The sequence below is a fragment of the Brevibacterium album DSM 18261 genome, from assembly GCF_000426445.1.
Classification (GTDB): domain Bacteria; phylum Actinomycetota; class Actinomycetes; order Actinomycetales; family Brevibacteriaceae; genus Brevibacterium; species Brevibacterium album.
The window spans coordinates 188,445-212,981 of sequence record NZ_AUFJ01000012.1 but is presented as its reverse complement, the minus strand read 5'-3'; the positions used below and the strand labels follow the sequence as shown (position 1 = coordinate 212,981).

Genomic DNA, 24,537 nt, shown 5'->3' with positions numbered 1-24,537 from the left:
TCCGCCGGGGTGCGCCGGACCATACTGTGACGCCATCACACCTTCAGCCGCGCAGGGCTGTCACGCGGGACGATTGTCCGTCCTCTGCCGCACGCATAGCGTCGAAGCGGAGCGCCGCCGTACGGCGGCATCGCACCCGAGACTGCTTCAAGGGGGAAGTGTGACGGACATCTTCGAGTACGCGGATCGAGCCTGGCGCGGTGAGGAGTCGCTGCGGGCCTACCATTCGGGCGCACTGCGGGAGGACGGCCTGGTCAGACTGGCTGAGGGGCTGCACATGTGGCCGGCCTTCGGCAATGTGTACGTGCTGGAGACCTCGGAGGGCCTGTTCCTCTACGACACGGGCGACCGCCGCACGGCGCAGGATCTGCACGCGGCCGTCCGGGCGCTCACCGCCGACCGCGTGCACACCGCGGTGTACTCGCACGGACACGTCGACCACGCCTTCGGCCTGGGACCGTTCGACGCCGAGGCGCGCGAGAACGGGTGGACGCAGCCCACGGTGCTGGCGCACGAGAACGTCGTGCCCCGCTTCGACCGCTACCGGCGCACGCACGGGTACAACGAGTCGATCAACAGGCGGCAGTTCCAGGCCCCGGACTTCCGCTGGCCCGTCGAGTACCGGTATCCGGACGTCACCTACCGCGAACAGGCCTCGCTCAACCTGGGCGGCGAGCGCATCGAGCTCCGCCATGCCAGGGGAGAGACCGATGACTGCACGATCGCATGGCTGCCGGAGAGGAAGGTGCTCTTCTCCGGGGACTTCTTCATCTGGTCGAGCCCCAATGCGGGCAATCCGCAGAAGGTGCAGCGCTTCGCACTCGAATGGGCGCAGGCGCTGCGGTGGATGGCGGGGCTGGGGGCCGAGACGCTGCTGCCCGGCCACGGTCTGCCGGTGGTGGGCGAGGCCCGGGTCCGCGAGACCCTGGAGAACGCCGCCGAGCTCCTCGAATCCGTCTACGGCACCGCGCTCGACATGATGAACGCGGGCGCGACCCTCGACGAGATCGTGCAGGCGGTGCGCATGCCCGAGCACCTGCTGACGCTCCCGTACCTCCGCCCCTCCTACGACGAACCGGAGTTCGTCGTCCGCAACATCTGGCGCCTCTACGGGGGCTGGTACGACGGGAACCCGGCGCACCTCAAGCCCTCGCCCCAGGCCGAGCTCGGAGCCGAACTCGCCTCACTCGCCGGCGGCGCGGAGCGGCTGGCTCGGCGCGCCCGCGAGCTCGCGGAGCAGGGCCGCCACCGACTGGCAGGCGAACTCGCGCAGTTCGCGGCGGACGCCTCGGGCGAGGCAGAGGTGCACGAGGCGCGCGCCGCGGTGTTCTCGCAGATGGAGAAGGCCGCGACCTCCACGATGGCAAAGGGCATCTATGCCTGGGCGGTCGTGGAGTCCGAGGCCGCGCTCGCGGGCACGGACGCGCTCACCGAGCTGCGCAGCCGGACGGCGGGACGGATGCGGTGGTCGGTGTGAGCTCTCGGCCGGCGGCCGCTGCTCACGGGGCCGCCGGTGCGGTGACGCTGACCTCCAGGGCCTCCGGCCGTTCACGGGCGGGATCCGTCGCTCGCCTCACCTGCCTCGGCGCCGTCGGGGCGCTCAGCCTGAGCGCATGTGCGGGAGGCGTGGGCGAAGCCGACGCCGGAGTGCAGCAGGGCGAGGGCTTCGAGTACGGGGCACCGCAGGAGGAGGTCGACGCCCTCGTGGCGGACCTCGAGCCCGTCACCCTGAGGTTCCAGCCGGGTGCGGCCTCGGAGGCTTCGGTCATGAGCCCCACAGGCACCACGATCAAGGAGCTCATCGAGGAGCGCTCGGACGGGAGGATCACCGTCGAACTCGTGTGGGGGCAGGCGGTGGCGGGCTTCGACACCGTGCACGATGCCCTCGCCGACGGACGTCTCGATCTTGCGAACACGCTGCCCGGCTACGCGCCCGCGGAGTATCCCGCATTCGACGATCTGTCCACGACGACGGCCCTGCTGCCGTCCTCGCCGTTCGCAGGCAGCCTCATCGCCTATGCGGTGTACAGCGACCTGGGCTGGCAGAACCCGCAGGTCCTCGAGGAGTTCGAGGCCGAGGGACTTGTGCCGCTCACCCCCTTCGTCCCCACGGCGGAGAACTACACCATCTGCCGGGAGCCCCTGGAGGATGCGGCCGACTGGCAGGGGCTGCAGGTGCGGATCGGCAGCGCGGCGCAGTCCGCGCAGGTCTCGCAGCTGGGTGCGTCACCGGTGTCGATGGAGTTCACGGAGATGTTCGAGGCGCTGGAGCGCGGAACGGTCGAGTGCAATCTGGGTCCCGGCCCCGCGACGGCGGAGAGCGGCGTGCTGGAAGTGGCGCCGCACCTGGGCTACACCACCAGCACGAGCTTCCCGCGCACCGGTACGACGGTGCTCGCCGGGAGCAGCTTCGCGGAGCTGCCGCTGGCGTACCAGCAGATCGTGTTCGACAGCAGCGCGCTGGGAGCTGCCGGCTTCGTGCAGAGCTATGCCGACTCCGCCGCGGAGGTCGTGCGGCAGGCCCGGGAGTTCGGCGGCAGCGTCAGCCCCCTGCCGGAGGACACGCAGGAGCAGATGCGCGTGATCGCCGATTCCCTCACCGCAGATGCGGTGGCCGACGGCGGCCTCGCCCCGGAGACCGTGGACGCGCTCACCTCCGGAATCGACGCATGGACCGCACGGCTGGAGGAGCTGGGCTATGCGGATGCCGGCGCACCCGAGGACTTCGACGAGTGGTACGACCCGGAGACGGACTTCCCCGCATATGCCCGCGCCGTCTACGAGTCCGGGGCGGCCATGGAGCACCGCCCCGGGACGTAGGCAGTGGGCAGATCAGTGTGTCTGCGCCGGCGCCTGCTGTGACACGCGGCCGGCGGCGAGGAGTTCCGGCAGCCGGATGCGCTCCCAGTCACTCACCTCCTGGGCCGCGTTGCCCGCTCTGACGGGGACGGCCTCGGCGAGCCAGTAGGTCCCGAGGCTGTCCCGGGCCAGCAGGCCGTAGTCCACCATCTCCCGCCGCAGCCAGGCGACGTCCTCATGGGCTTCCCGGAGAAGGGCGTTGACCTCGGTCTCCGTGTAGGTGCGGCCGGGTGAGAAGCGCTCCAGGAGTTCGAGCACGACGGACAGCCGTGTGCGGCGCCTGGCCGGGATGCGGAGCAGGGTGCCGCCGGAGCTCTCCCGTCCCGCTGGGCCACCGAGCGGATCGCGCCAGACAGCGTGAGCGCTGGGAGGCCCCGTGTGAGCACTCGGAGCGCCCGTGTCTCCGTCCTGGAAGAAGGGGCGGATGCGGCGTAGGTGCTCGAGGCGGGCAGCCTCCCTGTCCAGCCGCAGGGCGGCGAGCGCGGTCGTGTAGTTCTCGCCGGTGAGCTCCATGCGGGAGCGGACGAGATGTTTGAAGTCGCTGTTCTTCGTCATGCGGATCCGTCTCGCGTCGCGCACATCCCCAGCATGCCGCGACGCTGTCTCGCACGCGAGGCGTCGGCTTCCCGCGTCCGGTGCGCGATGTGGCCACCGGCGCGGTTCTCTGCGATCCGAGGATGTGCTCCCCTTCGCCTGAGCACCCGGGCTGGGGCCGCGGTGCGGGCTGGGCGGCGGATCAGCGCCGAGCACAGAGACTCACACACCGCGGAGCACGGTGTCAAGGCGGTGTCCGGGGCAGACCCGAGACAGGTTCTTCGGAGGGCGAGGGCTTCGGTGCAACGGAGGGCCGACTTGCCGTCAGAGGGTCCCAGCGCAGCGACGGACAAGCGTACAGAGGGAGGGGTCCCGCGTGCGCTCGCAGAGAAACTAGGGGCCCTAGTTTCTCTGCGAGCGCACGCGGGGCACGAGTCGACCTGCGAAGAACAGCACGGAGCACCCACTGCGCGCTCAATGGCGCGAGAGCACACTCAGCGCTCCGGCTGTGCCCCTCAGCTGTCAGGGATCTCGATGGTGCCGTCCTCACGCGCCGGCATGCCCGGGGCGAAGGCGACCTCCCAGAGGTGGCCGTCCGGATCCGCAAAGTACCCGGAGTAGCCGCCCCATTCCGCCCGTACGGCGGGCTTCACCAGCCGGGCACCTGCGCTGACGGCCTCCTCGAGCGCCTGGTCCACCTCGTCCTCGCCAGCGAAGTTCAGCGCCAGGGTGACACCTCGGTACTCCGGCGCCGGAGTGCTCGCAACACCCACGTCCTCCGCCAGGGCGTCGTGCCCGAACAGCCCGATCCACGTGCCTGCCGTACGGAACCACGTGATGCCCAGGGATTCGTCGCCGCGCTGGGTCCAGCCCAGCCTGCGGTAGAACGCTGCGGACTCGCCCAGATCGGCGACACCCAGCGTGACGATGGAGAAGTGCGCGGGAACAGGCATACGACCTCCTTGAGCCGGGCAGGAGCAGGACGGCACCTCGGACCCCCATTATGACGGCTCGTCGCCACGCGAGGGCGGGCCGCGCAGCCCCACCGGCGCCCTCACTCCATCCCGGCGTACTCGCGGAGCCGCTCGATGTACCAGACGCAGAACGCGTCCACGTCGGTCTCCGTGGGCGCATAGGGGCCGGGGACATAGGCCGGGCTGCTCACGCCCAGCTGGGCGCGCTCGCAGAGCTCCGCGTCCTCCGCATTGGTCTTGTGCCAGACCTCGGTGAGGCGGTCGAGGTCGTAGTCGACCCCGGCCTCGGCGTCCTCGTGCACCAGCCAGGTGGTGCGCACGAGCGTGCGGTCCACGCTCAGCGGCACGAGGCTGAAGGTCACCACGTGGTCGCTGAGGAAGTGGAACCACGTGTTGGGCTGGACGTGCAGGGACAGCCTGCCCAGCGCGTGGGTGTCGAAGGACCCCAGCAGCCTCCGCGAGGCGCGTCCGCCGTCCATCGTGTAGGACTCGCCCGCACCGTCCAGCGCCTCGCGCTGGATGCGGAAGCCCGTGGGTCGGCCGCTGAGCTCGGTGATGAGCCGGCTGCGCAGGCCGTTGCGGTCGGCGTCCACGGTCAGGCGCTTCTCCGCCTCGAGATACCGGGCATGGGCCGGCAGCAGCCGCTTGGGGATCTGGTCCTCGGGATAGCCGTACGTGGGGAAGAAGGTCGCGGTGAGCTCCGGGTGCGCGCCCTCGCAGTGGTAGCACTCGCGGTTGTTCTCCATCACGAGCTTCCAGTTGGCGTTCTCCACCAGGTCCTCCTGGTGGGCGACCCTCGTCCGGGTGAGATCGTGAGGGGCGATGTAGGGGCTGATCCGGTCGGCGACCTCGTGGATGTCCTCCGGCGGATCCGCGGCGAGGCAGATGAAGACAAGACCCGCGATGACCTTGGTGTGGACCGAGCGCAGGGAGAAGCACGACCGGTCGAAGTCCGGAGCCTGCAGGCCCGCGTGCATGAGCTCGCCGTCCGGGGAGTAGGTCCACTGGTGGTAGCCGCACACGATGTTGCCCACGGAGCCGGAGGAGTCCATGAGCAGGCGGGCCCCGCGGTGACGGCAGACGTTGTGATAGGCGCGGATCTCCTCGTCATCGTCGCGGATGACGATGACACTGTCCCTGCCCACGTCGATCGTCACGTAGTCGCCGGGCTCCGGGACCTCCGCGACGGAGGCGACGAAGAGCCAGGTCCGGGAGAAGATCGCCTCCATGTCCTTCCGGAAGTGCGCCTCGTCCGTATAGAAGGGCGCCTCGAGGGAATAGCCGGGGCGCCGGGCGGTCACCCGCTCCCTCCACTGCGCATCGAAGATCGCCTGGCCGGATGCGGTGGGCCGGGTCTCCGGGATCGTCGTCATCGTCGCTCCCTCCTCACACTGGTCAGCGGGGGCTGGTCCGCTCACACTGATCTGCGGCTCCGGGGACAGCCGCGTCCCCGGTCGTATCCCCAGTCTGAGCCGCTGGAGCCGTGAAGAGAAGCGAACGAAATTCCACGAGAACGTGCAGAATGGTTTCATGATCGACAGGCGCCTGACCGTGCTCCGGATGGTGGCGGAGACCGGCACCGTGACCGCGACGGCGCATGCCCTCTCCTACACGCCCTCGGCGGTGTCGCACCAGCTCAAGACGCTCTCGGAGGAGATCGGCGTGCCGGTGGTGGAGCAGCACGGGCGGGGCATGCGGCTCACCCCCGCAGGCCGCGTGCTGCTCGAGCACGCCCACGAGCTCAGCGAGCGCTGGGAGGCCATGCGCGGCGAGGTGCTCGCGGCCGCGGAGAGCCGGCACGGCGGAGCACTGCGCATGTGCGGGTTCTCGACCGCCGCCGGCTCGCTGCTGCCGGCCGCCGCCGAGGCCGTGCGCGCACAGTTCCCCACCGGCAGGATCGGCATCATCGAAGCCGATCCCGAGGAGTGCTTCGAGCTGCTGCTCGCGGAGCGGGCGGACGTGGCCGTGGTGGTCGCGACCGACCCTCTGCCGCCGCGCAGCGATCCCCGGTTCGCGCAGAGGGATCTGCTCACGGATCCGCTCGACCTCCTCGTGCACGAAGAGCACCCGCTCGCGGTCCGCAAGGAGGTCGCGCTCCTCGAGGCCGCCGATGAGGACTGGATCGCAGACCGCCCCGGCAGCCCCTACCACCAGCTGCTCATGATGGCCTGTTCCGCCGCCGGGTTCCGACCCGAAGTGGCGCACCGGTCCCACGAATGGGAGACAGGAGCGGCCCTCGTGGACGCCGGCCTGGGCGTGTCGCTGGTGCCGAGGATGGCCCGCCTGCCCTCGGGCTATCGCGTGGTCCGCGTACCGCTGCGGGGCGATCCCGTCCCCTCCCGCCGCATCCTCACCGGCATCCGGCGGGGCAGCGAGCGCCATCCGCTGGTCGCGGCGGCGCTGCGGGCGCTGGAGGAGGCCGCGGAGCGGTTCACAGCCTGCTGAGCGTCAGAGACACCGAGCTCTGGGAGACCGGGTCTCGGCCCCGGGACCCAACACGCCGCGGCCTCGGCAGTCGCCTGCCTCAACACGCCTCGGCGTCAATACGCCTCGGCAGTCGCCTGCCTCAGCGTTCCGCGGCCGCGGTGCCGCCCTTCCCCCTCGCGGCGGCGATGAACGCCCCCGCCTTCTCCGTCTCCGGCTTCGTCGCAAGGCTGACGACCAGATAGGCGACGAGGCTCAGCGCCAGGCCCGTGAGGATGCGCGCGGGACCGTCGGTCCAGAAGTGCGGCAGCGGTGCGCCGAACTCGATCGCGAACCCGTAGAGGATGAAAGTGCCGCCGGCGAGGATCGAGGCGATCGCGCCCGGGGTGTTCCCGCGCTTCCAGAAGAACCCGAACACCATGGGCCAGAACAGGCCGGCGGTGATGAGCTCGGAGGCCAGCCCGAGCACCTCCAGCGCGCTGGGCAGCTGCACCGCGACGACCATCCCGAGGACCGCGGCCGCGACCGTCGCCACCCGCCCGGTGCGCACCGTCTGCTTCTGGGTGGCGTCCTTGAGCGCATACTTCACGGTGAGCTCGGTGATGTAGAGGCTCGCGACGTTGAAGGTGGTGCAGATGGTCGACATGATCGCCGCCGCGATGCCCACGAAGACCAGGGTGGTGAGCCACGGCGGCATGTGATCGGCCGCGAGCGTGGACACGATCCCGCCCGCGGGGACCTCGCCGAACACGCCCAGCGCCGCGATCCCCGTGATGACGACGAAGAAGTACAGGGGCACGAAGCCGACGAGCGCGGTCACCGCCGTCCAGCGCGCGGCCTTGGGCGTGGGTGCGGCCTGGATGCGCTGCCACGCCGCGCCGTCGATCATGAACGCCAGACCGAAGGAGATGATGAACGAGAGGTTGAGCTGGATGCCGTGGAACAGGTTGAAGTAGCCGGGCTCGCGGGTCTCCGCCGCGATCGCGGAGACGTTGTCCCAGCCGCCGGACAGGGTGAGCGCCACGCACATGGTGACGATGAGCCCGGCGAGGAGCAGCAGGAACTGGAAGACCTCTGTGTAGACGACCGCGCGAAAGCCGCCCACCAGCGCATACACCACGCACACCGCTACGGCGATGAGGATGGCGGTGAAGTAGGAGATGTCGAAGAACGACTCGAAGAAGTGACCGATCGCCACCATCTGGGACGCGCCCCACATCACGAGGTAGAGGGTGAGGACGACGGAGAGCAGATTGCCGGTCGCGGCGTTGTACCGGCTGGCGAGGATGCCGTTCTGGCTCATGGCCCCGGTCCGGCGGATGAGGGGCGCGAAGGCGATGAGGGCGAGGACCGCGATGACGGTGGGGCCGCCCAGGATCCACCAGGAGGACATGCCGTCCGCATAGGCTTCGTCCACGCTGATGAGAGCGGAGTTGCCGCCGTACCACGTCGCGATGAACGCGAAGCCGAGCATCCACGCCGGCGTCCTCCGGCCTGCGAGGAAGAAGTCCTCGCCGGATTTGGTGCGCTGCCGCACGAAGGAGAGCGCGAGGAGCGCGAGGAAGTACACGGCGAGACCGCCGATGAGCCACACGTGCAGCATGAGGTGTCTCCTGGGACAGGGCCGGGACAGAACCGGAACGAGAGTGCCGCACGTCACTCTTGCAGGTGAGGGGGTCCGTCTCCAACAATCGTTCTCGCGATGCAGGATCGGCCTCGCGGCGGGCCTGCCGTCGTGCTGTCATGGAGCGATGGACACCCACTCGCCCGCACGCGTCCCCGAGGCTCTCGACAGAGACCTCCTCGAGCGGGCGGGGTTCCGCCCCGTGCGGGTCATGGAGGCGGAGCCCGTCGCCGAGGCCGTGCTCGCCCTCACCCTCGACAGCAGGCAGCCGTTCGCCCCGGGCGCGCACCTCGAGGTCGCGGTACCGGCGCCCTCCCCCACTGCAGCGCCCTCCGCCGCACCCGAGGCCGGCCCCGACTCCGGCCCTGATTCCGCCTCTGGTTACGGCGCACCCGCCACACCCGAGACCGGTGCAGCCGAACCGCTCATCCGCCACTATTCGCTGTGCTCGGACCCCACGGGCGCGACGCCGTGGCAGATCGCGGTGCTGCGCCACGAGGACGGGGACGGCGGCTCGGAGTGGATCCACTCCCAGGTCCGGGCCGGCGATGAGCTCTTCGTACGCGCCCCGCGGGCCTCGTTCCGCTTCCGCGCAGCACTGCCGGCGCTGTTCATCGCGGGCGGTGTGGGCATCACCCCGCTGCGGTCCATGCTCACGTTCGCGGACGGCCTGGGGCTGGACTGGCGGCTGCTCTACATCGGGCGCTCGGGGGCTTCCATGGCCTTCACCCGCGAGCTGGAGGCGGAGTTCGGCATCGAGCGAGTGGAGGTGTGGGCGACGGCCGAGCGCGGCGGCCGGCCGGACCTCGCCGCGGTGGCGGGCCAGTGGCTGCGCGAGCACCCCACCGCCGTCGTCTACACGTGCGGCCCCACGGCGCTCATGGACGCAGTGGCAGCAGGGCTCGAGGCCCTGCCCAACCGGGTGGAGCGGGAGGTCTTCGACCCGGCCGCGGCCGAGGCGGCCTCGGGCGCGGGCTCTGCCGGCGCAGGCGCCCCCACGACGGTGGGCCCGCCGTTCACCGTCGAACTGGCCGACGGCGGCGAGGTGGCGGTCGGGCGGGACGAATCGATCCTGGAGGCGTTCTCCCGGGCAGGCATCCGCTCGCTGTCGAGCTGTCGGCGCGGCACCTGCGGCACGTGCGAGACCCGGATCCTCTGCGGCGAGGCGGACCATCGCGATGCGGTGCTCTCCCCCGAGGAGCAGGCGGAGCAGTCCTCCATGATGGTCTGCGTCTCGCGGGCGGCGGGCGAGCGCATCACGCTCGACGTGAAGCGGTAGCGCAGCGGCGCTGCCTGCCCGGCCTCGACGGGCACCGGAGCGAGCGCTGCCAGGCCACGGGCGTACGGACGGCGACGACCGCCTCGGGCGCTGTCACCCCACGGTCACCCGCAGCGGCACCTGCTCGAAGGACCGCAGCGTCGTGTGGATGTACGGCGTGGGCGGGGCGGTGGGCTCGAAGGCGCTCACACGGCGGACGAACTCCGCGAAGAAGGCGTCCATCTCCATGCGGCTGATGGGCTGGCCCACGCACATGTGGATGCCGAGGCCGAAGGTGAGGTGGCCGGAGGCGTCGCGGTCGAGGTCGAACCGGTCCGCATCCGGCCCCCACTTCTCGGGATCCCGGTTGGCGGCGCCGGGGAAGACGATGAGCTTGACGCCCTCGGGCAGCGTGATGCCGCCGATCTCCACCTCGCGCGAGGTCTTGCGGAAGAACGACTGGAAGGGCGCCTCGACGCGGAAGGCCTCGTCGATGGCGTACTTCACGAGACTGGGATCGCGGCGGAGGCGGGCGTACTGCTCCGGCTCCTGCGAGAGCGCGACGAGGGTGTTCGCGATCGCGAGGATGGTGGTGTCGAGGCCGGCGGAGAGCATGGCACGGACCAGGAGGGTGGCCTCCTCGGGGAGGATGTCGCCGGAGTCCGCATGGTCCCAGATCAGGGAGCCGAGGCCGCCGGGGGCCAGATTCGACCGCTCACAGGCGTTCATCACCCATTCCATGACCCCGTCAGCGGCGTCCATGTGGTGCTGCGCCACCTCGTTCATCGGTCCGAAGCGGGAGAAGTTCATGGCGCCCTGCAGGACGAGGTAGGGATCGCGGCCCTCACGCGGCACACCCACCGCGTCGCCGAAGACCCGCAGAGTGAAGCGCTTGGCGAGCTCGAAGGCGTCGAGGTCGACGGTGCGGGAGCCGGCGGTGGGGACGCCGGGGGCGCCGGGGGCAGGGGTGCCGGGGGCAGTCTGGCGCGTGCCGGCATCCGTGCCCGAGGCCGCCGCACCGCCCACGGCGCCCTCCGCCCCCAGCACCTCGTCGAAGAGCTCGCGCGCATAGTCCTCGAAGCCCTGGCGCAGCGGCCGGAGGCGGGCCGGGGAGATGACTGCGGACATCGCCGAGCGCATGCGCGTGTGGATGGGCGGGTCCACCTCGAGGATGCCGGGGCGCCACCACGTGGGCGCGTCCTTCGCGAAGTCCACCGGGCCCACGCCGGCGCCGCTGATGAAGGTCTGCCAGTCGTCGAGGATCGCACGGACCTCGGCATCGCGGCCGAAGGCGTGCACCCCATGCTTCTCCAGCCACACTGCCGGACCCGCCTCGCGCAGGCGGGCGAGGAAGGGGTAGGGGTCGGCGAGCACCTCGGGCGCATAGGGGTCGTCCTGCAGCACCGGGCATGTGCCGGAGATCGTGGAGGTTCCGTCTGCCATCCCTGTCCCGCTTCCTCGCCGTCTTCCCTACCGCGCCGCCGGGCTTGACTACCTTGCCGCCGGGGCCGACTGTGACGACCAATCTATGCCGCAGGCCGCAGATCCGCGAGGCGGGTCTCACGGGCGTCCGGGTCACAGGCGGCGTCAGGGCAGGCGGCCTCGGCGGCGTGCGACGATGACTGCATGTCCCCGGACTTCACGCTCGTGCAGCTGCGCTACTTCCAGGCCGTCGCGCGCTGCGAGAACATGACCGCCGCTGCCGCCGAGCTCAGCGTCTCCCAGTCCGCGGTCTCCACCGCGATGGCCCAGCTCGAGCGCGCGCTGGGCGTGGACCTCTTCATCCGGCAGCCCAACAGGTCCATCGTGCTCTCGGCCGCAGGCAGGCGGCTGGCCGCGGAGGCGGACGAGTTCCTGGAGAGCGCCGAGGCCCTCACGGAGCTCGCGCACGGGCTCACGCACTCGCTCTCCGGCCGGCTCCGGATGGGGGTCTTCGCACCCACGGCACCCACTTTCCTGCCCGCGTTGCACCAGGAGTTCATACGGCGGCACCCCGGCGTGGAGCTTACATACCTCGAGGCGGACCTCAGCGGTCTGCGGACCGCCCTTGCAGCAGGTGAGTGCGATGCCGCGCTCATGTACACGCTGGGGCTGGACGGCACATTCGCGCGGTCCGTCTTCAGCTCCGTGCCGCCGCACGTCCTCGTCGCAGAGGACCATCCACGCGCCGGCGGGAGCGCGCGCCTGCACGATTTCGCGGATGAGCCGTACATCGAGCTCGGCATGCCCCATTCGCGGCAGTACTACGAGCAGCTCTTCCGCCTCGTGGGCGTGACTCCGCGCACCCAGCACGTCTTCGAGGGCTACGAGACCGTCCGCGCCTTCGTCGCCCAGGGACACGGCTATACGATCCTCAACCAGCGCATCACCGCGATGACATACGCGGGCACACGCGTCGCCACCGTGGCGCTGCTCGACGATCTCCCGCCCATCGACTTCGCAGTGGCCTGGCCGCGTAGCACCGCCCTCAACCGCCGGGCCCGCGCGTTCCGCGACCTGTGCCACGAGATGTTCGGGTGAGAGCGTGGGCCAGTATGCGCCTGATCTTCCAACAAGTTCCCCTGCACACTCTCATCGACTGAGTCGATGAGTCTTCCAAAAACAATCCGTTTGACTGATGTGACATTCCCGACAGAGGCTGATCTGCAGAAGGAACGCTGATCTGCTGCGAGCGCAGCAACAGCGCCGGGATCGCAGCGAGGCGATTGCGCAACACGGCGACTCCGACAGCGCAGCGGCTCCTCATCACAGCGAGCCCGGCAGGAAGGTGCAGGCACAGTGTCAGACATCGAGTCCATCCCCTCCACGGACCAGGCGTTCCTGGAGGACTTCCACGAGGTCGCGACGATCGGAGCCACGGACGCGGGCGGAGTGGACCGGCAGGCGGCCACCCCCGAGGACGCGCAGTCCCGGAAGTGGTTCACCGGCTGGGCGCGCACGCGCGGCTGGGAGGTCCGCGTCGACGGGATCGGCAACCAGTACGCGTGCACCGAGTTCGTGCCGAACGCACCGTACGTCCTGGTGGGATCGCATCTGGACTCGCAGCCGCTGGGCGGCCGGTTCGACGGCGCCTACGGTGTGATCGCAGCGCTCCACGCCGCCCAGCGCGTCCGGCAGGCGGTCGCGGAGGGAGCGCGAAAGCCCGCGTACAACCTCGCCGTCGTCAACTGGTTCAACGAGGAGGGCGGCCGCTTCGCCCCGTCCATCATGGGCAGCTCCGTCTACGCCGGGCTGTTCGACCGCGAGGAGATGCTGCGAGCCAGGGATCTCGACGGCATCAGCGTCGCCGAGGCGCTCACCGCGATCGGCCAGCTCGGCACCGATGCGCCGCCCGAGGCCGCCGGCTATGCGGAGATCCACATCGAGCAGGGCCGCATCCTCGAGCGCGAGGCCCGGGACATCGGCGTGGTCGAGTCCAGCTGGTACACGCAGAAGCTCGACATCGACGTGCTGGGCGAGCAGTCGCACACCGGGGCCACCGCGATGGCCGACAGGCACGATGCGCTCGTCGCAGCGGCGAAGGTGGTGCTGCGGGTGCACGCGGTGACCGAGAGCTTCGAGGAGGAGGCGATGGTCTCCTCGGTGGGTCAGCACGTGGTGGAGCCGAACTCGCCCATCGTGGTCCCGCGCCGGGTGCACATGATCGCGGACCTGCGCTCGTCCTCACCGGAGATCGTGCGCGAGGCGCGGGCGATCCTGCTGCGCGAGATCGAGGAGATCGCACGCGAGCACGACATCACGATCGACGTGAGCGATTTCGACATCCGCGAGAAGCGGTACTTCCCCACCGATGGCGTAGAGCTCGCGGAGAAGGCGGCGGCGAACGAGGGCCTCAGCAGCCGTCGCATCGAGACGATGGCCGGCCACGATTCCGTGGCGATGAACACCGTGGTCCCCTCCGTCATGCTCTTCGTCCCCAGTGTGGACGGCGTCTCCCACTGCGAGCGCGAGTTCACGACGGACGAAGACATGGTCAGGGGGGTTGCGGTGCTCACCTCCGTGACCGGCGAGCTGGTGAGCGGGGAGCTGCCGCCCGAAGCGCCCTGGGCCGGGAAGTCCTGAGGGGCCGGCACAGCGACGACACAACGACGACACAACAAGGAGCAGACCCGATGAATGAGATGAACACAGCCGCGTCGGATTCCGATGACCTGCATGCCTGGAACGCCGCACAGGTGCTTGAGGCCTTCCGCACCCTGGACCTCTCACCGGTGGAGTACCTCGAGGCACTGCGAGACAGGATCGAGGAGAGTGAGGAGAAGGTCAACGCTGTGACCGAGATCCTCGACGACGCCTGGAGTCACGCGCGTCGTGCCGAGGACGAGTACCTCACGGCCGCGCGCAGCTGCGGCGCGGACGCGAAAACTGCCACTCGGTCCCGCCCCCTGCTCGGGCTGCCGGTGGCGGCCAAGGAGAAGCACGCGATCGCCGGCCGGACTCTGACGCAGGGCCTGCTTAGTGAGCGGGACACTCTCGCAGACGCCGATTCCGTGGTGATCGCACGGATCAGGTCGGCCGGAGGCCACATCCACATACGGACGACGACACCTGAGTACAGCTGTGCCTCGTTCACCCGCAGTCAGCTGTGGGGCGTGACGAGGAACCCCTGGGACCTGGAGCACTCACCGGGCGGCTCCTCCGGGGGATCCGGGGCAGCCCTGGCGGCAGGCTACGCTCCACTGGCGACCGCCTCGGACATCGCGGGCTCCACACGCCTGCCCGCCGCGTTCACCGGCACCGTGGGTTTCAAGGCACCCTACGGCAGGGTCCCCGGAGCACCTCCGCTGTCCCTGGACTGGTACCGGGGCGACGGCCCGCTGGCGCGCTCGGTGGCCGATGCCGCGCTGCTGACCACAGTCCTCGCAGGACCGCATCCCGGGGACCACTCAACGGTCCCGGCACCGGACTCCGCCGGCATCCTGCAGGCGGCCTCGACGCCGGTGGAATCCCTCGCGGGCACCCGGGTGGCCCTGTGCATGACACTGGGCGACTTCGATCCCACGGCGGACACCCGCGCCAACACCGCCCGAGTGGCCACTGCTCTGCAGGAGGCCGGGGCGATCGTCGAGGAGGTGGAGCTGCCGTGGACAGTCGAGAGGCTGTGGGCGGCCGCCGCGACGCACCTCGGCCACAACCTGGGAGCTGCCATGCGCGAGGCGACTGAGGGTGCGGAAGAAGCCCTCTCCGCCTACACCCGGTATTTCATGGAGAAGACGACGGCAGCCGCAGAACTGCGCAGCTTCCACGAGGGCCTCGCGCTGGAGGCGCAGATCCAGGCGGAGCTGGCCCAGGCGATGAAGGGGTTCGATGTGCTCCTCTGCCCCACCTCGGCCGTGCCCGGGCTGCGCGCGGACGAGGAGTACCTCGACGGAATCCGCTACACCGGCGGGAACGGCGAAGTCTCGCGGCCGGAATACTGGCAGTCACACATGACCGTGCCCTTCAACATCGCCAACCGAGTGCCGGTGCTCGCCGTGCCCTCCGGCTTCACCGGAGCCGGGCTGCCCACCGGGGTGCAGATCGTGGGGCACCCCTATGACGAGGTGAGCGCATTCAGGGTGGGAGCGGCCGTCGAGCAGCTGCTGCCCTGGCCCAAGACCGCGCCCGCGCACCTCCACACCTCAGGGAGATGACCATGCAGTTCCGCTCGCGGCGACCCCGGACCGCCAGGCACTTCCTGGCCCTCGCAATCGTGGTGGCGACTCTGTTGCTCGGCCTGTGGCCGGTCGTTGCCCTCTTCAACAGCACCGAACTCTTCCTCGGGATGCCTTTGCTCATGACCTGGTCGATCGTGGTCATCGGACTGACGACAGGTGCCATGCTCCTTGTCAATGCGCTCGGAGTCCATGGCACGGATGAAGTGCCCGCGGTTCACGCGGGCGGCGACACACAGGGAGCGGAGGCGTCATGACCCAGTACATCCCCTTCGCGATCACGGCCGCGTATCTCGTCGCCGCCGTCATCATCGGCGTGCGCGCCGGGCGCGGACACAACATGTCCACGGTCCGGGCCTGGGGCGTGGGCGACCGCAGTCTCAACCCGTTCGTCACGTACCTCCTCATCGGTGCCGGCGCGGTCAGCGCGTACACCTTCATGGGCTCTCCCGGCTGGGCGTTCTCCCGTGGGGTTCCGGTCATGTACGTGGTCGTCTACGTCTCCTTCATGGCGTTCCTGGCCTGGTACCTCGGCCCCAAGGTCTGGCACTTCGGCCGCAAGTACGGCCATGTGACGCAAGCTTCGACCATTACGGACAGGTACGAATCTCCGGTGCTCGGCGGTATCGCCGCAGCTGGCGTCTCCATCGCAGGTCTGGCCTATGCGGTGCTACAGACGATCGGCTCAGCCTACATTCTCAATGTCATGAGTTTCGGCCTCATCCCCACCTGGATGGGAGTCATCCTGGTCCTCGGCGTCATCTCGATCTACCTCTACCGCAGCGGGCTGCGAGCCATCGGAATGACGAATGCGCTGCAGGGCGTGCTGATGTTCGTCACGGCGTGGCTGGTGGGGCTGTGGGCGATCAACCACTATACGGGCGGGTTCTCCGCCCGGCCCATCTTCGAACGCCTGCAGGAGGACATGCCGCAGTTCCTCACGTTGCCTGGGGCACTGGGCGATATGAACTACGCCTTCTGGACCACATCGATCCTCATCTCCTTCTTCTCCATCTGGCAGGCGCACTGGATCTCCTGGATGGGTGCCGCCTCCCCTACCGGGCTGCGCAAGGCGACGACCTTCATTCCGCTCTACTACATCATGCTGATCCCCATGATCGTCGTGGGCTTCATCGGCATCTTCGAGTACCCGGAGATAGGGAATCCGGACCAGGTGGCCATCCAGATGGCGGTGGACAACATGCCGGTGCTGCTCGCCGGTCTGCTGGGTGCCGGCACGCTGGCGGCCTCGATGTCGTCGAGCGAACCGCAGATCCACGCGACCGCGCTCACCTACAGCAAGGACATCATCCAGCCGCTGTTCAAGCTCAGCGAGGAGAGGACCGGGAAGCTCACGCGCTGGCTCATCTTCCCGATCATGGCGCTCATCATCGCACCCATCTCCATCGCGGAGCCGGCAAGCCTGGTCTACATCCTGCTGATCGGGTATGGGTTCTCGGGGCAGGCGATGCCTACCATGCTCGGCATCTTCTTCTGGCCCCGGGCCACCAAATGGGGAGCGCTGACCGGTATGGCCGCGGGACTCCTGGTCACAGTGCTGTTCTCGTTCTTCATCGTCCATCCGCTGGGCATCCACGCCGGCATCTGGGGGCTCATGGTGAACATCCCGCTGTTCGTCATCGTGTCCCTGCTCACCAGGCCGAGCTCGGACCGGGCGCTGGCGCGGTACTTCGAGCGGAAGCAGGTAGCCGCCGAAGCGTGAGCCGGGAGAGTGCGAAGCGTGAGCTGAGACCGAGCCCGAGGAACGGGCTGAGACAGGTCCCGAGGCGCCGCTCCGGCCAAGGAGAGAGCCGGCGGTGCCCGCCAAGGAGAGAGAGCTCGAGGCCCCCGCCACGGCCTCGGCGACACACGGCACCCGACATATACAGCACTGGAGATATGCGGTACCGGTCGCGGAGAGGAATCGCATGACCGCCCAGCAGCACACTCAGGACCGGCACACGATCTTCACCGGCGGCGAGGTGCTCACCGTCGATGCCCGCGATTCCGTCGCCGAGGCCGTCTCCGTCAGGAGCGGGCTGATCGAGGCGGTGGGCACCTCGGCGGAGATCGAGGCGCTGGCCAGCCCGGAGACCAGGCGGGTGGAGCTGAGCGGGCGGACGCTCATGCCCGGGTTCGTCGATGCGCACGCCCACCTCACGATGGTGGGATCGAATCTCACCTCTGTGTCATGCAAGGATCCGTCGGTGCGTTCGGTCGCAGATCTGCTGGAGCAGCTGCGGACCAAGGCTGGCTCCTTGCCTGCCGGGACGTGGGTGCGGGCGTGGGGGTTCAACGACACGGTCATTGCGGAGGGTCGCTACCCCACGCGGGCGGAACTCGACGGTGTGACCACCGAGCACCCGCTCATCGTCGTGCGGGCGTGCGGGCACATCTCGGCGGTGAACTCGCGGGCGCTGGAACTTGCGGGGATAGATGCGGCCACGCCCGATCCGGTGGGCGGGCGGATCTCCCGCGACGACTCTGGTGAACCGGATGGAGTGCTCATCGAGAGCGCGCACATGCGCATGTTCTCCACTGCCGCGCTCAGCGATGCCGAACTGGACACGAGCAACGAGGCCGGTTCGGAGCTGTTCGCCGGGCACGGGGTCACCTCGATCCACGACGCGACGGGCCAGGGGTTCAGCCATCTGCGCGGGCTGCAGCGGGCGGTGGCCGCCGGGCTCGTGAAACAGCGGATCTATGCGGTGGTGGGCGGCCTCGGCGATTCGCTGGGCATCGTCCGGGACACGATGCGGGTGGGGATCTTCTCGGGGCTGGGTGATCATCGGTTCCGGATCGGGCCGCTCAAGCTGTTCCTGGACGGGTCGAGCAGCGGGCCGACGGTGTGGACGCGGGAGCCGTACACGAGCGATCCGAGCACGTGCGGGGTGAGCTACCTCAGCCAGGAGGAGCTGGACGAGGTGTTCGTCGAGGCGCATGCACAGGGCTGGCAGCTGACCTCGCATGCGCAGGGGGACGCGGCGATCGAGATGCTGCTGAACACGATCGAGAGGGCGCAGCGGGAGCATCCGCGTGCGAATGCGAGACACCGTGTGGAGCATGGTGGGCTGGCCGCGCCCGATCTGGTGGCGCGCATGGCGGAGCTCGGTGTGGTGCCGACGGCGAATCCGGCGTTCCACTACGAGTACGGCGACAGCTACATCAGGAACTACGGCGAGCGGGTGGAGCACATGTATCCGCTGGCGGACTATGTGCGAGCGGGGGTGCCAGTGGCGATCGGCTCGGATGCGCCGGTCACGGAGGTCTCACCGCTGCGGGGAATCCACGCGGCGCTCACCCGCCGGTCTCGGAGCGGTGCCGAGGTGGGTGCGCGCCAGCGCGTGGGACTCATGGATGCGGTGCGGATGTACACGCTCAACGGCGCCAGGGCCTCGCACGAGGACGAGGTGAAGGGCTCCGTCGAAGTGGGAAAGTTCGCGGATCTGGTGGTGCTGGACCGTTCGCTGATGTCTGCGGACGTGGAGGAGATTCCTGAGGTCGGCGTGGCGATGACGATGGTGGGCGGGGAGGTGGTGTGGGAGGGGTGAGGGCCTTTCCGCACAGCGAACGGAGTCTGAGGCAAACGGTTCGGCTGACAGAATGGACGCCGACGCGGAACGTCTCATCAGGCACTTGCGCGAGGCAGGAACAGCCGAGCCGTGAACCTGCGATAGGTTGGCGATGAGCACATGACATCTTCGTCCTGAGGGGCTGATGCAGGGGTGAGTTCCCCGCGAGGGCAGGGAACAAGCGATTGAAGAACGCGTTGTTCCGGTCCGCGTGGGTCGCGTCATGTCACGACCCGCTATCGCAGGCGCACTACGAGCGGAAACGTGATGAGGAGAAGCGTCACAACGCTGCGGTCATGTGCTTAGCTCGTCGCCGCCTGAACGTCATGTACGCGATGATCAAGAAGGGGACTCTCTATGAGCCCCGCGTCCCCGCGGTTGCTTGACAACAACCATAGGGACACCCCCCATCGTGAAGAGTCAGCTAAACGCCCTAGGGAGCGTGTACCCAAGATTTAACCGCCACGAAAAGTGGCCTGCTCTCAAACTCACCAACTCTCATCATCGCGGATAACATCGCTTCTTCAATAACTTCTATTTTAGTTATTCCAGATTTATTCTTAAATCTGTTTGAGTAGGCCGCGAGAAGAAGCTCCGAAATGTCATGCCCGTATGCAAATGTTCTGCAGTCTTCGCCTCGACGCTCTGACCTTACGGTCCAATCGGTTTCATCCATGTCTACAATCGAGGCATCAACAGAAACTTTAACGTCGAACTCGCGGAGGTCTCGGGAAGAGGATGCTTTAATTCCCTTTTCATACCTAGGACGAGGAAGATGTGGGTACTGGAGGCGAACCGCAAACAAGGCACCAAGGGCATACTTCAGACCTTCAAAAGCAGCATCGATATCAGGTATTGCCCGGCAGAAGCCCAGTAAATTGGCCGCCTCTAGCACCTCTCGAGTCATCGCGTAACTCTCGAGTGCAGGAAAGTCAGTAACCAGGAGAAAATTCCCACATTCAATGTTAAGCTCTTGCCCGAGATCCCTGTCAATAATGCATCTTATCTTAGATGAAAAAGCAGGCGTTTCATTACTCCCAGAAGCCGCATGCGCAAATGATACAACAGCCCCTCTATTCCCCACCGTCACGCCCAGGCTTTCAATTGACTCGCGAGATACATCAATTTCGTCAACTGAACTTACCACCAGGTCGTCACCGCGCCCAAGCATGCTAAACCAGCTTTGATAGAACCTCTGATCGGAATTTCCCTCAACAATCAGATGCTTTTTTCTTGAAAGACGGATTTCAAGGAGTCGCTCCTCAACTGTGAGGCGTCGGCTTTCATCTGTGTTTACAAGTTCAGTCACTCCGGTTCCTCCGGCTGCACGATCTGGTCAAAAGGAATCGAGTTCATAACCTGAACAGAGTGAGAAGCTACAATGAATTGTACACTTCCCTCCTGACTACATTTCAAAAGCTCCGGAAGCAGCATCCTTTGCCAGTCAATTCCTAGCGATATTTCAGGTTCATCGATTAAAAGAAGGCGCCGCTCACCTGCGGCAAGAACAGCCTGAGACATGAGACTCAGTAAATGACGCTCTCCGCTAGATAAGCTCGCCGGAGGAATACTTTCCCCGTCGCGCCCTTCAAGCCGAACCCCTTCCTGCAGAGAGAACTTGAGGGTTTTTCGGTCGAGGAACTTGTTAATTCCTGTGACGAAGGTGTTGATGCGGGCGTACGCCGGGCGGAGAGATTCGATCTGAGATTTTAGACTATCGATATACGGCTCCAGAATTTGCAGCAGAACGGGCAATGGCCTGGCGTTTCTCCGCGCACGGCTAATTTGCTGGCGGATTTCTTCAACTTGCCCGAGCGACAGAAGCCCGTACAACTCCAGAGGCTTTCCATCTTGCAGCAGGCCGTCAAGCTCCGTCTCAAGACTTTCTCGTGCTTCGTTCGTGGAGACGGATGAAGCACCTTTAAGTGTAGCTTGCGTAATCTTGCTGTAGACTCCAGTTCCGCGACTTTTTTCTGAAATTCCAAAAATGGCAGACCTGGTTAACGCCCCCTCCACTCTTTCAATTAGCTGAGCCACAGGATCCACCGTCCTTTTATTGGCTCTATTATTAGCCGCGCGCGCACTCCCAGCTCGACCGTATTCGGCCTTCTCTTCAAAAGTCGTTGATATTCTATCGTCTCCAATGTAAACGGGAGCTAAAGATAACCGTTCAAGCTCAGACCTAAATTTAACATACTCCTTCTTTTCTTCCCATATGCGCCTATACAAGCGCCCCGGAAAATCGGAAGCATCGACGTAGACAGAAATGCCACCTTCGGATTGTTCCTCCGAGGGCGAGATTCGCATCTCGAATGATCCAACGGTCGATTCTTTGCGCAGCATTTCTATATAGCCGCCGTTCTCAAACTCGATTGCGAGTCGAGAAATAGGAACTTCAATAAGATCCTGAAGGTCATCCGGGGTCCCGGCCAGCAAGGCCGCTATTGCATTAAGAAGGTTCGTTTTCCCGCGGCCGTTTTCGGCATAAAGAACTTTCATTCGACTGTTATTACCGGAATTATTTGTAAACTTAAAATCATAAGAGAATTCCCCGAGTACACCGTCGGCGGAAATTCTTCTTACTGGAGGATGATTGCTCGCGGCCATAAAGTTTCACCTCGTATCCTTTATATTGTCAACCGAATGTCGCTGAGTGTATCATTGAAGTTTCACGATGAGCAAATAATGTAAATTTCCGATCAGGTTGCTGAGGTAAGATACTGGTATAAAGCGTCTTCCGCTGCCGACCTGAGCGACAGTGTCATCGTCACCACATCGAGCTCGCGTCCGCCCTCGCCCCGCATCTTCGTCTGCACCGGGTCAGAGGACGTCGCCTGGCCCAGGTAGTAGAAATCCGTGCCCTCCGCATCGTCCTTCTTCGCGAACAGGTGCAGCGGTACCTGATTCTCCACGATCGCCTTCACCTCTGCACTCTGCAGCGTCCGCTTGCTGCGGGTGAACCACCGCACCTGCGACTCGTTGAGGAACTCATCCTCATAGGCCGTACTCGCTGAGACCTCATCGTGCTTGTGGTACGTGATAAAGATGGGACACGTCTGCGTGTCCAGATCCACCTTGTACCCATAGATCGTCCCCTTCTGATCGCTCTTCCAGTTGAGCAACCGGCAGACATCCTTCCGCGAATACCGCTTCCCCACCTCCAAGTCCTCCGACCACACGTACCTATGGCGAGCCAGGTACAGTCCGGTCTCCACGACATCCCACACATGACCGGCGAAGTCCGTGTCCCCGCGCATGTGCTCAGCGAACTCCAGCGATAGAGCAAACGCCCCGTCTGACACATCGAGCACCGGCCTGCCGTACTTGGGACGCTCAGTATCCGTGAAGAACGTGAGACCAAAGATCGCACGCAGCGAACGCAACACGTCCTCCCCTGCGCTGACGCCCTGCTCCACCAAGAGGTCAACAAGCTCCGCATCGCTCACGCACGCTCGTCCGCCGACCTCGCCATCGAGACCAGCGCCATCACGCCACCCTTCCAGCTGCTCCAGTAGCTCCCGGAACAGTAGAAGCTCATGCGGACGCTTCCCATCCAAGATCTGCGAGGACAGGAACCGCAGCGCAGCCGCCTGTTCGGGACTCGGCTCCCGCTCCGTCCCCTTGAACTTCTTCACCAGACTCCAATAGTTACGATCTGCTCCCGCTGTCGCCACCACCACTGGGTCAGCCAGATCGAACCGCGCAAAGTCATACAGCTTCGGCGCCTGCCCCAGGCGGTTCTGCAGCTGACGGTACGTCTCCTTGATTGCCTTCAGGCTATCGAGCTTCGCCGTCGCTAGAGACTCGAAGATCCTCTCCTGGGATACCCGGTCAAAGTTCACGCTCGAGAGCCCGGCAATCGCCCCCGCTTCCTGCGCCTCGATCAGGTCCCGCCGCACCGAGTCCTTGTTGAGCGAATTGTTCCCAAAGAGCGCGATGGGTATCAAGTAGTTATTCGTGTAGTTGCCGATGAAGTCGATGACAACCAAGTGATCCTTGCCGGCAGCTTTACGGAGCCCGCGACCCAACTGCTGAGTGAAGATAATGCTCGACTCCGTCTGCCTCAGCATGACTACCTGGTTCACGCTCGGGATGTCGATCCCCTCGTTGAACACGTCAACGGTGACGATATAGTCCAGCTCACCGTTCTCCAGTCGGGTGACAGTGGCTTCCCTCACCGACACCGGGTCCTCACCCGTCAGCGACGTCGTCCTCAATCGCTTCCCCCGAACATCCCGCTGGTTAAGAAGTTGAGAAAGCTCCTGCGCCTCCTTCTTCCCGCTGCAGAACATGAGGCCGCGGACAGGCGCACCCGCATGCCCATAGGCCTCCAACGCCTTGATGATGTGCTCAATACGATCCGGATCAACAAGCGTTCCCAGCTGCGCAAAGTCGTCAATGACTTCACCCTCACGCTCAAAGTCGGTCACACCGTAGTAGTGGAACGGTGCAAGCATGTCCTCGTCCAGAGCCTTCTGTAGCCGGATCTCGTAGGGGACGTTGAAGTCGAAAAGCTCGTAGACGTTGAAGTCGTCGGTCCGTTCTGGCGTTGCCGTCACGCCCAGCAGGAACGTGGGCTGCAGATGCTCCAGGATGCGTCGATACCCGGCCGCACCTGCCCGGTGCACTTCATCCACCAGCACATAGTCGAAGGCATCGGGGGCTATCTGCGCGAGTACCTCAGGGTTCGCAAGCGAGCGATCCGTCGCGAACACGTACCTGCGATCCAGCTGCTTCTCCGAACCCACGAACTTGCCGAAGTCGCTGCGCGGCGCCTCCAGCACCTTCTGGAACTCCTCGATCGCGCGATCAAGGATCTGCTCACGATGCACAATGAAGAGCATCCGCTCAGGATTAAACGCACGGACGTCCAGCGCCGCCAAGATCGTCTTGCCAGTCCCCGTCGCTGAGACTACGAGTGCCCTCTCCTCGCCCGCAGCCCGCACCGCCTCAATCTCTGCAAGCGCTTCTCGCTGCATCGCGTTCGGTTGGATACGCTCCACCGGATGCAGAGGGTCCACCGCCAGCGGTCGTTCCTCGGGAGGAGTCCACTGTGCCGCGTACTGCTCGATCCACTCGGGCGTGAGCGGAACCGAGTGTGCGAGTTGCTCATCCACCTCGGCCCGCAGCTGTTCCACCACGTCACCACCCGGCAGCGCGGAGAAACGCAGGTTCCACTCGTGGTTACGTACAAGAGCGTTGTCCGTGAGGTTCGAGCTCCCAACGATCGCAGTCGTGGGGCCCTCCTGTGCAAAGAGGTACCCCTTGGAGTGGAAGCCATGCCGCGATCCCTCGTGAACGTAGACGTCCACATTCGGCAGATTGAGCAGCTCCCAGAACGCCGCCGGTGAGTTGAACCCCAAGTAGGTCGAGGTGATGATCGTGCCCCGCCCCGGAAAGTCGAGGAACGCCTGCTTGAGCATGGCAACCGCACTGGGACTCACGAAGGCCACCGAGAAGGTAAACGACCGCGAGCGCCGCAGCTCCGTCCGGATCGCCTTCACCATCGTGTTAGTTCCCCTGTTGGACACCAACAGGGGGTGGTAGACCTGCGAGGAGGCCAGCTCTCTGTCCAGGAACCCGAACGCGGTGTCGCTACGAAGTTGTGCCTCGGTGCTGCTGCGGCTCACGCTGCGGT

The 24,537-nt window shown here is 66.3% G+C and carries 18 protein-coding genes and 1 pseudogene; 11 read left to right on the top strand and 8 right to left on the bottom strand.

Annotation, left to right across the window (positions count from 1 at the left end; translation table 11 throughout):
- The first annotated feature begins 160 nt into the window (after positions 1 to 160).
- Positions 161 to 1,477, top strand: coding sequence for an alkyl sulfatase dimerization domain-containing protein (locus K318_RS0109860; protein ID WP_029089369.1), 1,317 nt, complete (start codon positions 161 to 163; stop codon positions 1,475 to 1,477).
- A 149-nt stretch (positions 1,478 to 1,626) separates the two neighbouring features.
- Positions 1,627 to 2,820, top strand: coding sequence for a TRAP transporter substrate-binding protein DctP (dctP, locus tag K318_RS0109855; protein WP_156913907.1), 1,194 nt, complete (start codon positions 1,627 to 1,629; stop codon positions 2,818 to 2,820).
- A gap of 12 nt (positions 2,821 to 2,832) precedes the next feature.
- On the opposite strand, the gene K318_RS20835 is transcribed toward dctP, so the two are convergent.
- The 3 genes from K318_RS20835 to K318_RS0109840 form a co-directional block, all read right to left on the bottom strand.
- Positions 2,833 to 3,414, bottom strand: a complete 582-nt coding sequence (locus tag K318_RS20835) for a DUF2087 domain-containing protein (protein WP_035281357.1) — start codon at positions 3,412 to 3,414, stop codon at positions 2,833 to 2,835.
- 494 nt (positions 3,415 to 3,908) lie between these two features.
- A complete protein-coding gene (locus K318_RS0109845; RefSeq protein ID WP_029089367.1) occupies positions 3,909 to 4,346 on the bottom strand; it encodes a VOC family protein in 438 nt (145 codons plus the stop codon).
- A 101-nt stretch (positions 4,347 to 4,447) separates the two neighbouring features.
- Complete coding sequence (locus K318_RS0109840; RefSeq protein WP_084499972.1) at positions 4,448 to 5,740, bottom strand: aromatic ring-hydroxylating oxygenase subunit alpha; 1,293 nt, start codon at positions 5,738 to 5,740, stop codon at positions 4,448 to 4,450.
- Positions 5,741 to 5,897: 157 nt separating this feature from the next.
- On the opposite strand from K318_RS0109840, the gene K318_RS20830 reads away from it, so the two are divergent.
- Entirely contained in the window at positions 5,898 to 6,812 is a 915-nt protein-coding gene (locus K318_RS20830; protein WP_035281355.1) for a LysR family transcriptional regulator, read from the top strand.
- 121 nt (positions 6,813 to 6,933) lie between these two features.
- On the opposite strand, the gene K318_RS0109830 is transcribed toward K318_RS20830, so the two are convergent.
- On the bottom strand, positions 6,934 to 8,394 hold the full coding sequence (locus tag K318_RS0109830) for a sodium:solute symporter family protein (RefSeq protein WP_029089365.1): 1,461 nt from the start codon (positions 8,392 to 8,394) through the stop codon (positions 6,934 to 6,936).
- 148 nt (positions 8,395 to 8,542) lie between these two features.
- Here K318_RS0109830 and K318_RS0109825 point away from each other — a divergent pair, with 148 nt between their 5' ends.
- Positions 8,543 to 9,694, top strand: a complete 1,152-nt coding sequence (locus K318_RS0109825; RefSeq protein ID WP_051297800.1) for a PDR/VanB family oxidoreductase — start codon at positions 8,543 to 8,545, stop codon at positions 9,692 to 9,694.
- Positions 9,695 to 9,787: 93 nt separating this feature from the next.
- Here the strand turns inward: K318_RS0109825 and K318_RS0109820 are convergent, their stop codons facing one another.
- Positions 9,788 to 11,116: a cytochrome P450 gene (locus tag K318_RS0109820; RefSeq protein WP_051297799.1), complete on the bottom strand. Its 1,329-nt coding sequence runs from the start codon at positions 11,114 to 11,116 to the stop codon at positions 9,788 to 9,790.
- 183 nt (positions 11,117 to 11,299) lie between these two features.
- Between K318_RS0109820 and K318_RS0109815 the strand changes: the two genes are divergently transcribed.
- The 7 genes and pseudogenes from K318_RS0109815 to K318_RS25585 form a co-directional block, all read left to right on the top strand.
- Positions 11,300 to 12,193, top strand: a complete 894-nt coding sequence (locus K318_RS0109815; protein WP_029089362.1) for a LysR family transcriptional regulator — start codon at positions 11,300 to 11,302, stop codon at positions 12,191 to 12,193.
- Between the two features lie 258 nt (positions 12,194 to 12,451).
- Positions 12,452 to 13,735 carry a M20 family metallo-hydrolase gene (locus K318_RS0109810; protein ID WP_084499968.1) on the top strand — a complete coding sequence of 428 codons (1,284 nt, stop codon included), beginning with the start codon at positions 12,452 to 12,454 and terminating at the stop codon, positions 13,733 to 13,735.
- A 50-nt stretch (positions 13,736 to 13,785) separates the two neighbouring features.
- Positions 13,786 to 15,306: an amidase gene (locus K318_RS0109805; RefSeq protein ID WP_245579841.1), complete on the top strand. Its 1,521-nt coding sequence runs from the start codon at positions 13,786 to 13,788 to the stop codon at positions 15,304 to 15,306.
- Positions 15,303 to 15,584: a hypothetical protein gene (locus tag K318_RS20825; protein ID WP_156913905.1), complete on the top strand. Its 282-nt coding sequence runs from the start codon at positions 15,303 to 15,305 to the stop codon at positions 15,582 to 15,584. The genes K318_RS0109805 and K318_RS20825 overlap by 4 nt, the downstream gene beginning before the upstream one ends.
- The gene (locus tag K318_RS0109795) at positions 15,581 to 17,050 is read left to right on the top strand and encodes a sodium:solute symporter family protein (RefSeq protein WP_029089359.1); all 1,470 of its coding nucleotides are present in this window, start codon (positions 15,581 to 15,583) and stop codon (positions 17,048 to 17,050) included. Before K318_RS20825 ends, K318_RS0109795 begins: the two co-directional genes overlap by 4 nt.
- Positions 17,051 to 17,255: 205 nt before the next feature.
- On the top strand, positions 17,256 to 18,878 hold the full coding sequence (locus K318_RS0109790) for an amidohydrolase (RefSeq protein WP_035281353.1): 1,623 nt from the start codon (positions 17,256 to 17,258) through the stop codon (positions 18,876 to 18,878).
- 170 nt (positions 18,879 to 19,048) lie between these two features.
- Positions 19,049 to 19,285, top strand: a pseudogene (locus K318_RS25585) (IS110 family transposase); the annotation flags it as partial.
- A 47-nt stretch (positions 19,286 to 19,332) separates the two neighbouring features.
- On the opposite strand, the gene K318_RS24705 reads toward K318_RS25585, so the two are convergent.
- The 3 genes from K318_RS24705 to K318_RS0109785 form a co-directional block, all read right to left on the bottom strand.
- Positions 19,333 to 20,208, bottom strand: coding sequence for a hypothetical protein (locus K318_RS24705; RefSeq protein WP_156913903.1), 876 nt, complete (start codon positions 20,206 to 20,208; stop codon positions 19,333 to 19,335).
- Positions 20,205 to 21,506: an AAA family ATPase gene (locus K318_RS24330; RefSeq protein ID WP_084499967.1), complete on the bottom strand. Its 1,302-nt coding sequence runs from the start codon at positions 21,504 to 21,506 to the stop codon at positions 20,205 to 20,207. Before K318_RS24330 ends, K318_RS24705 begins: the two co-directional genes overlap by 4 nt.
- A gap of 92 nt (positions 21,507 to 21,598) precedes the next feature.
- Positions 21,599 to 24,529: a DEAD/DEAH box helicase gene (locus tag K318_RS0109785; RefSeq protein ID WP_029089357.1), complete on the bottom strand. Its 2,931-nt coding sequence runs from the start codon at positions 24,527 to 24,529 to the stop codon at positions 21,599 to 21,601.
- Between the last annotated feature and the right edge of the window lie 8 nt (positions 24,530 to 24,537).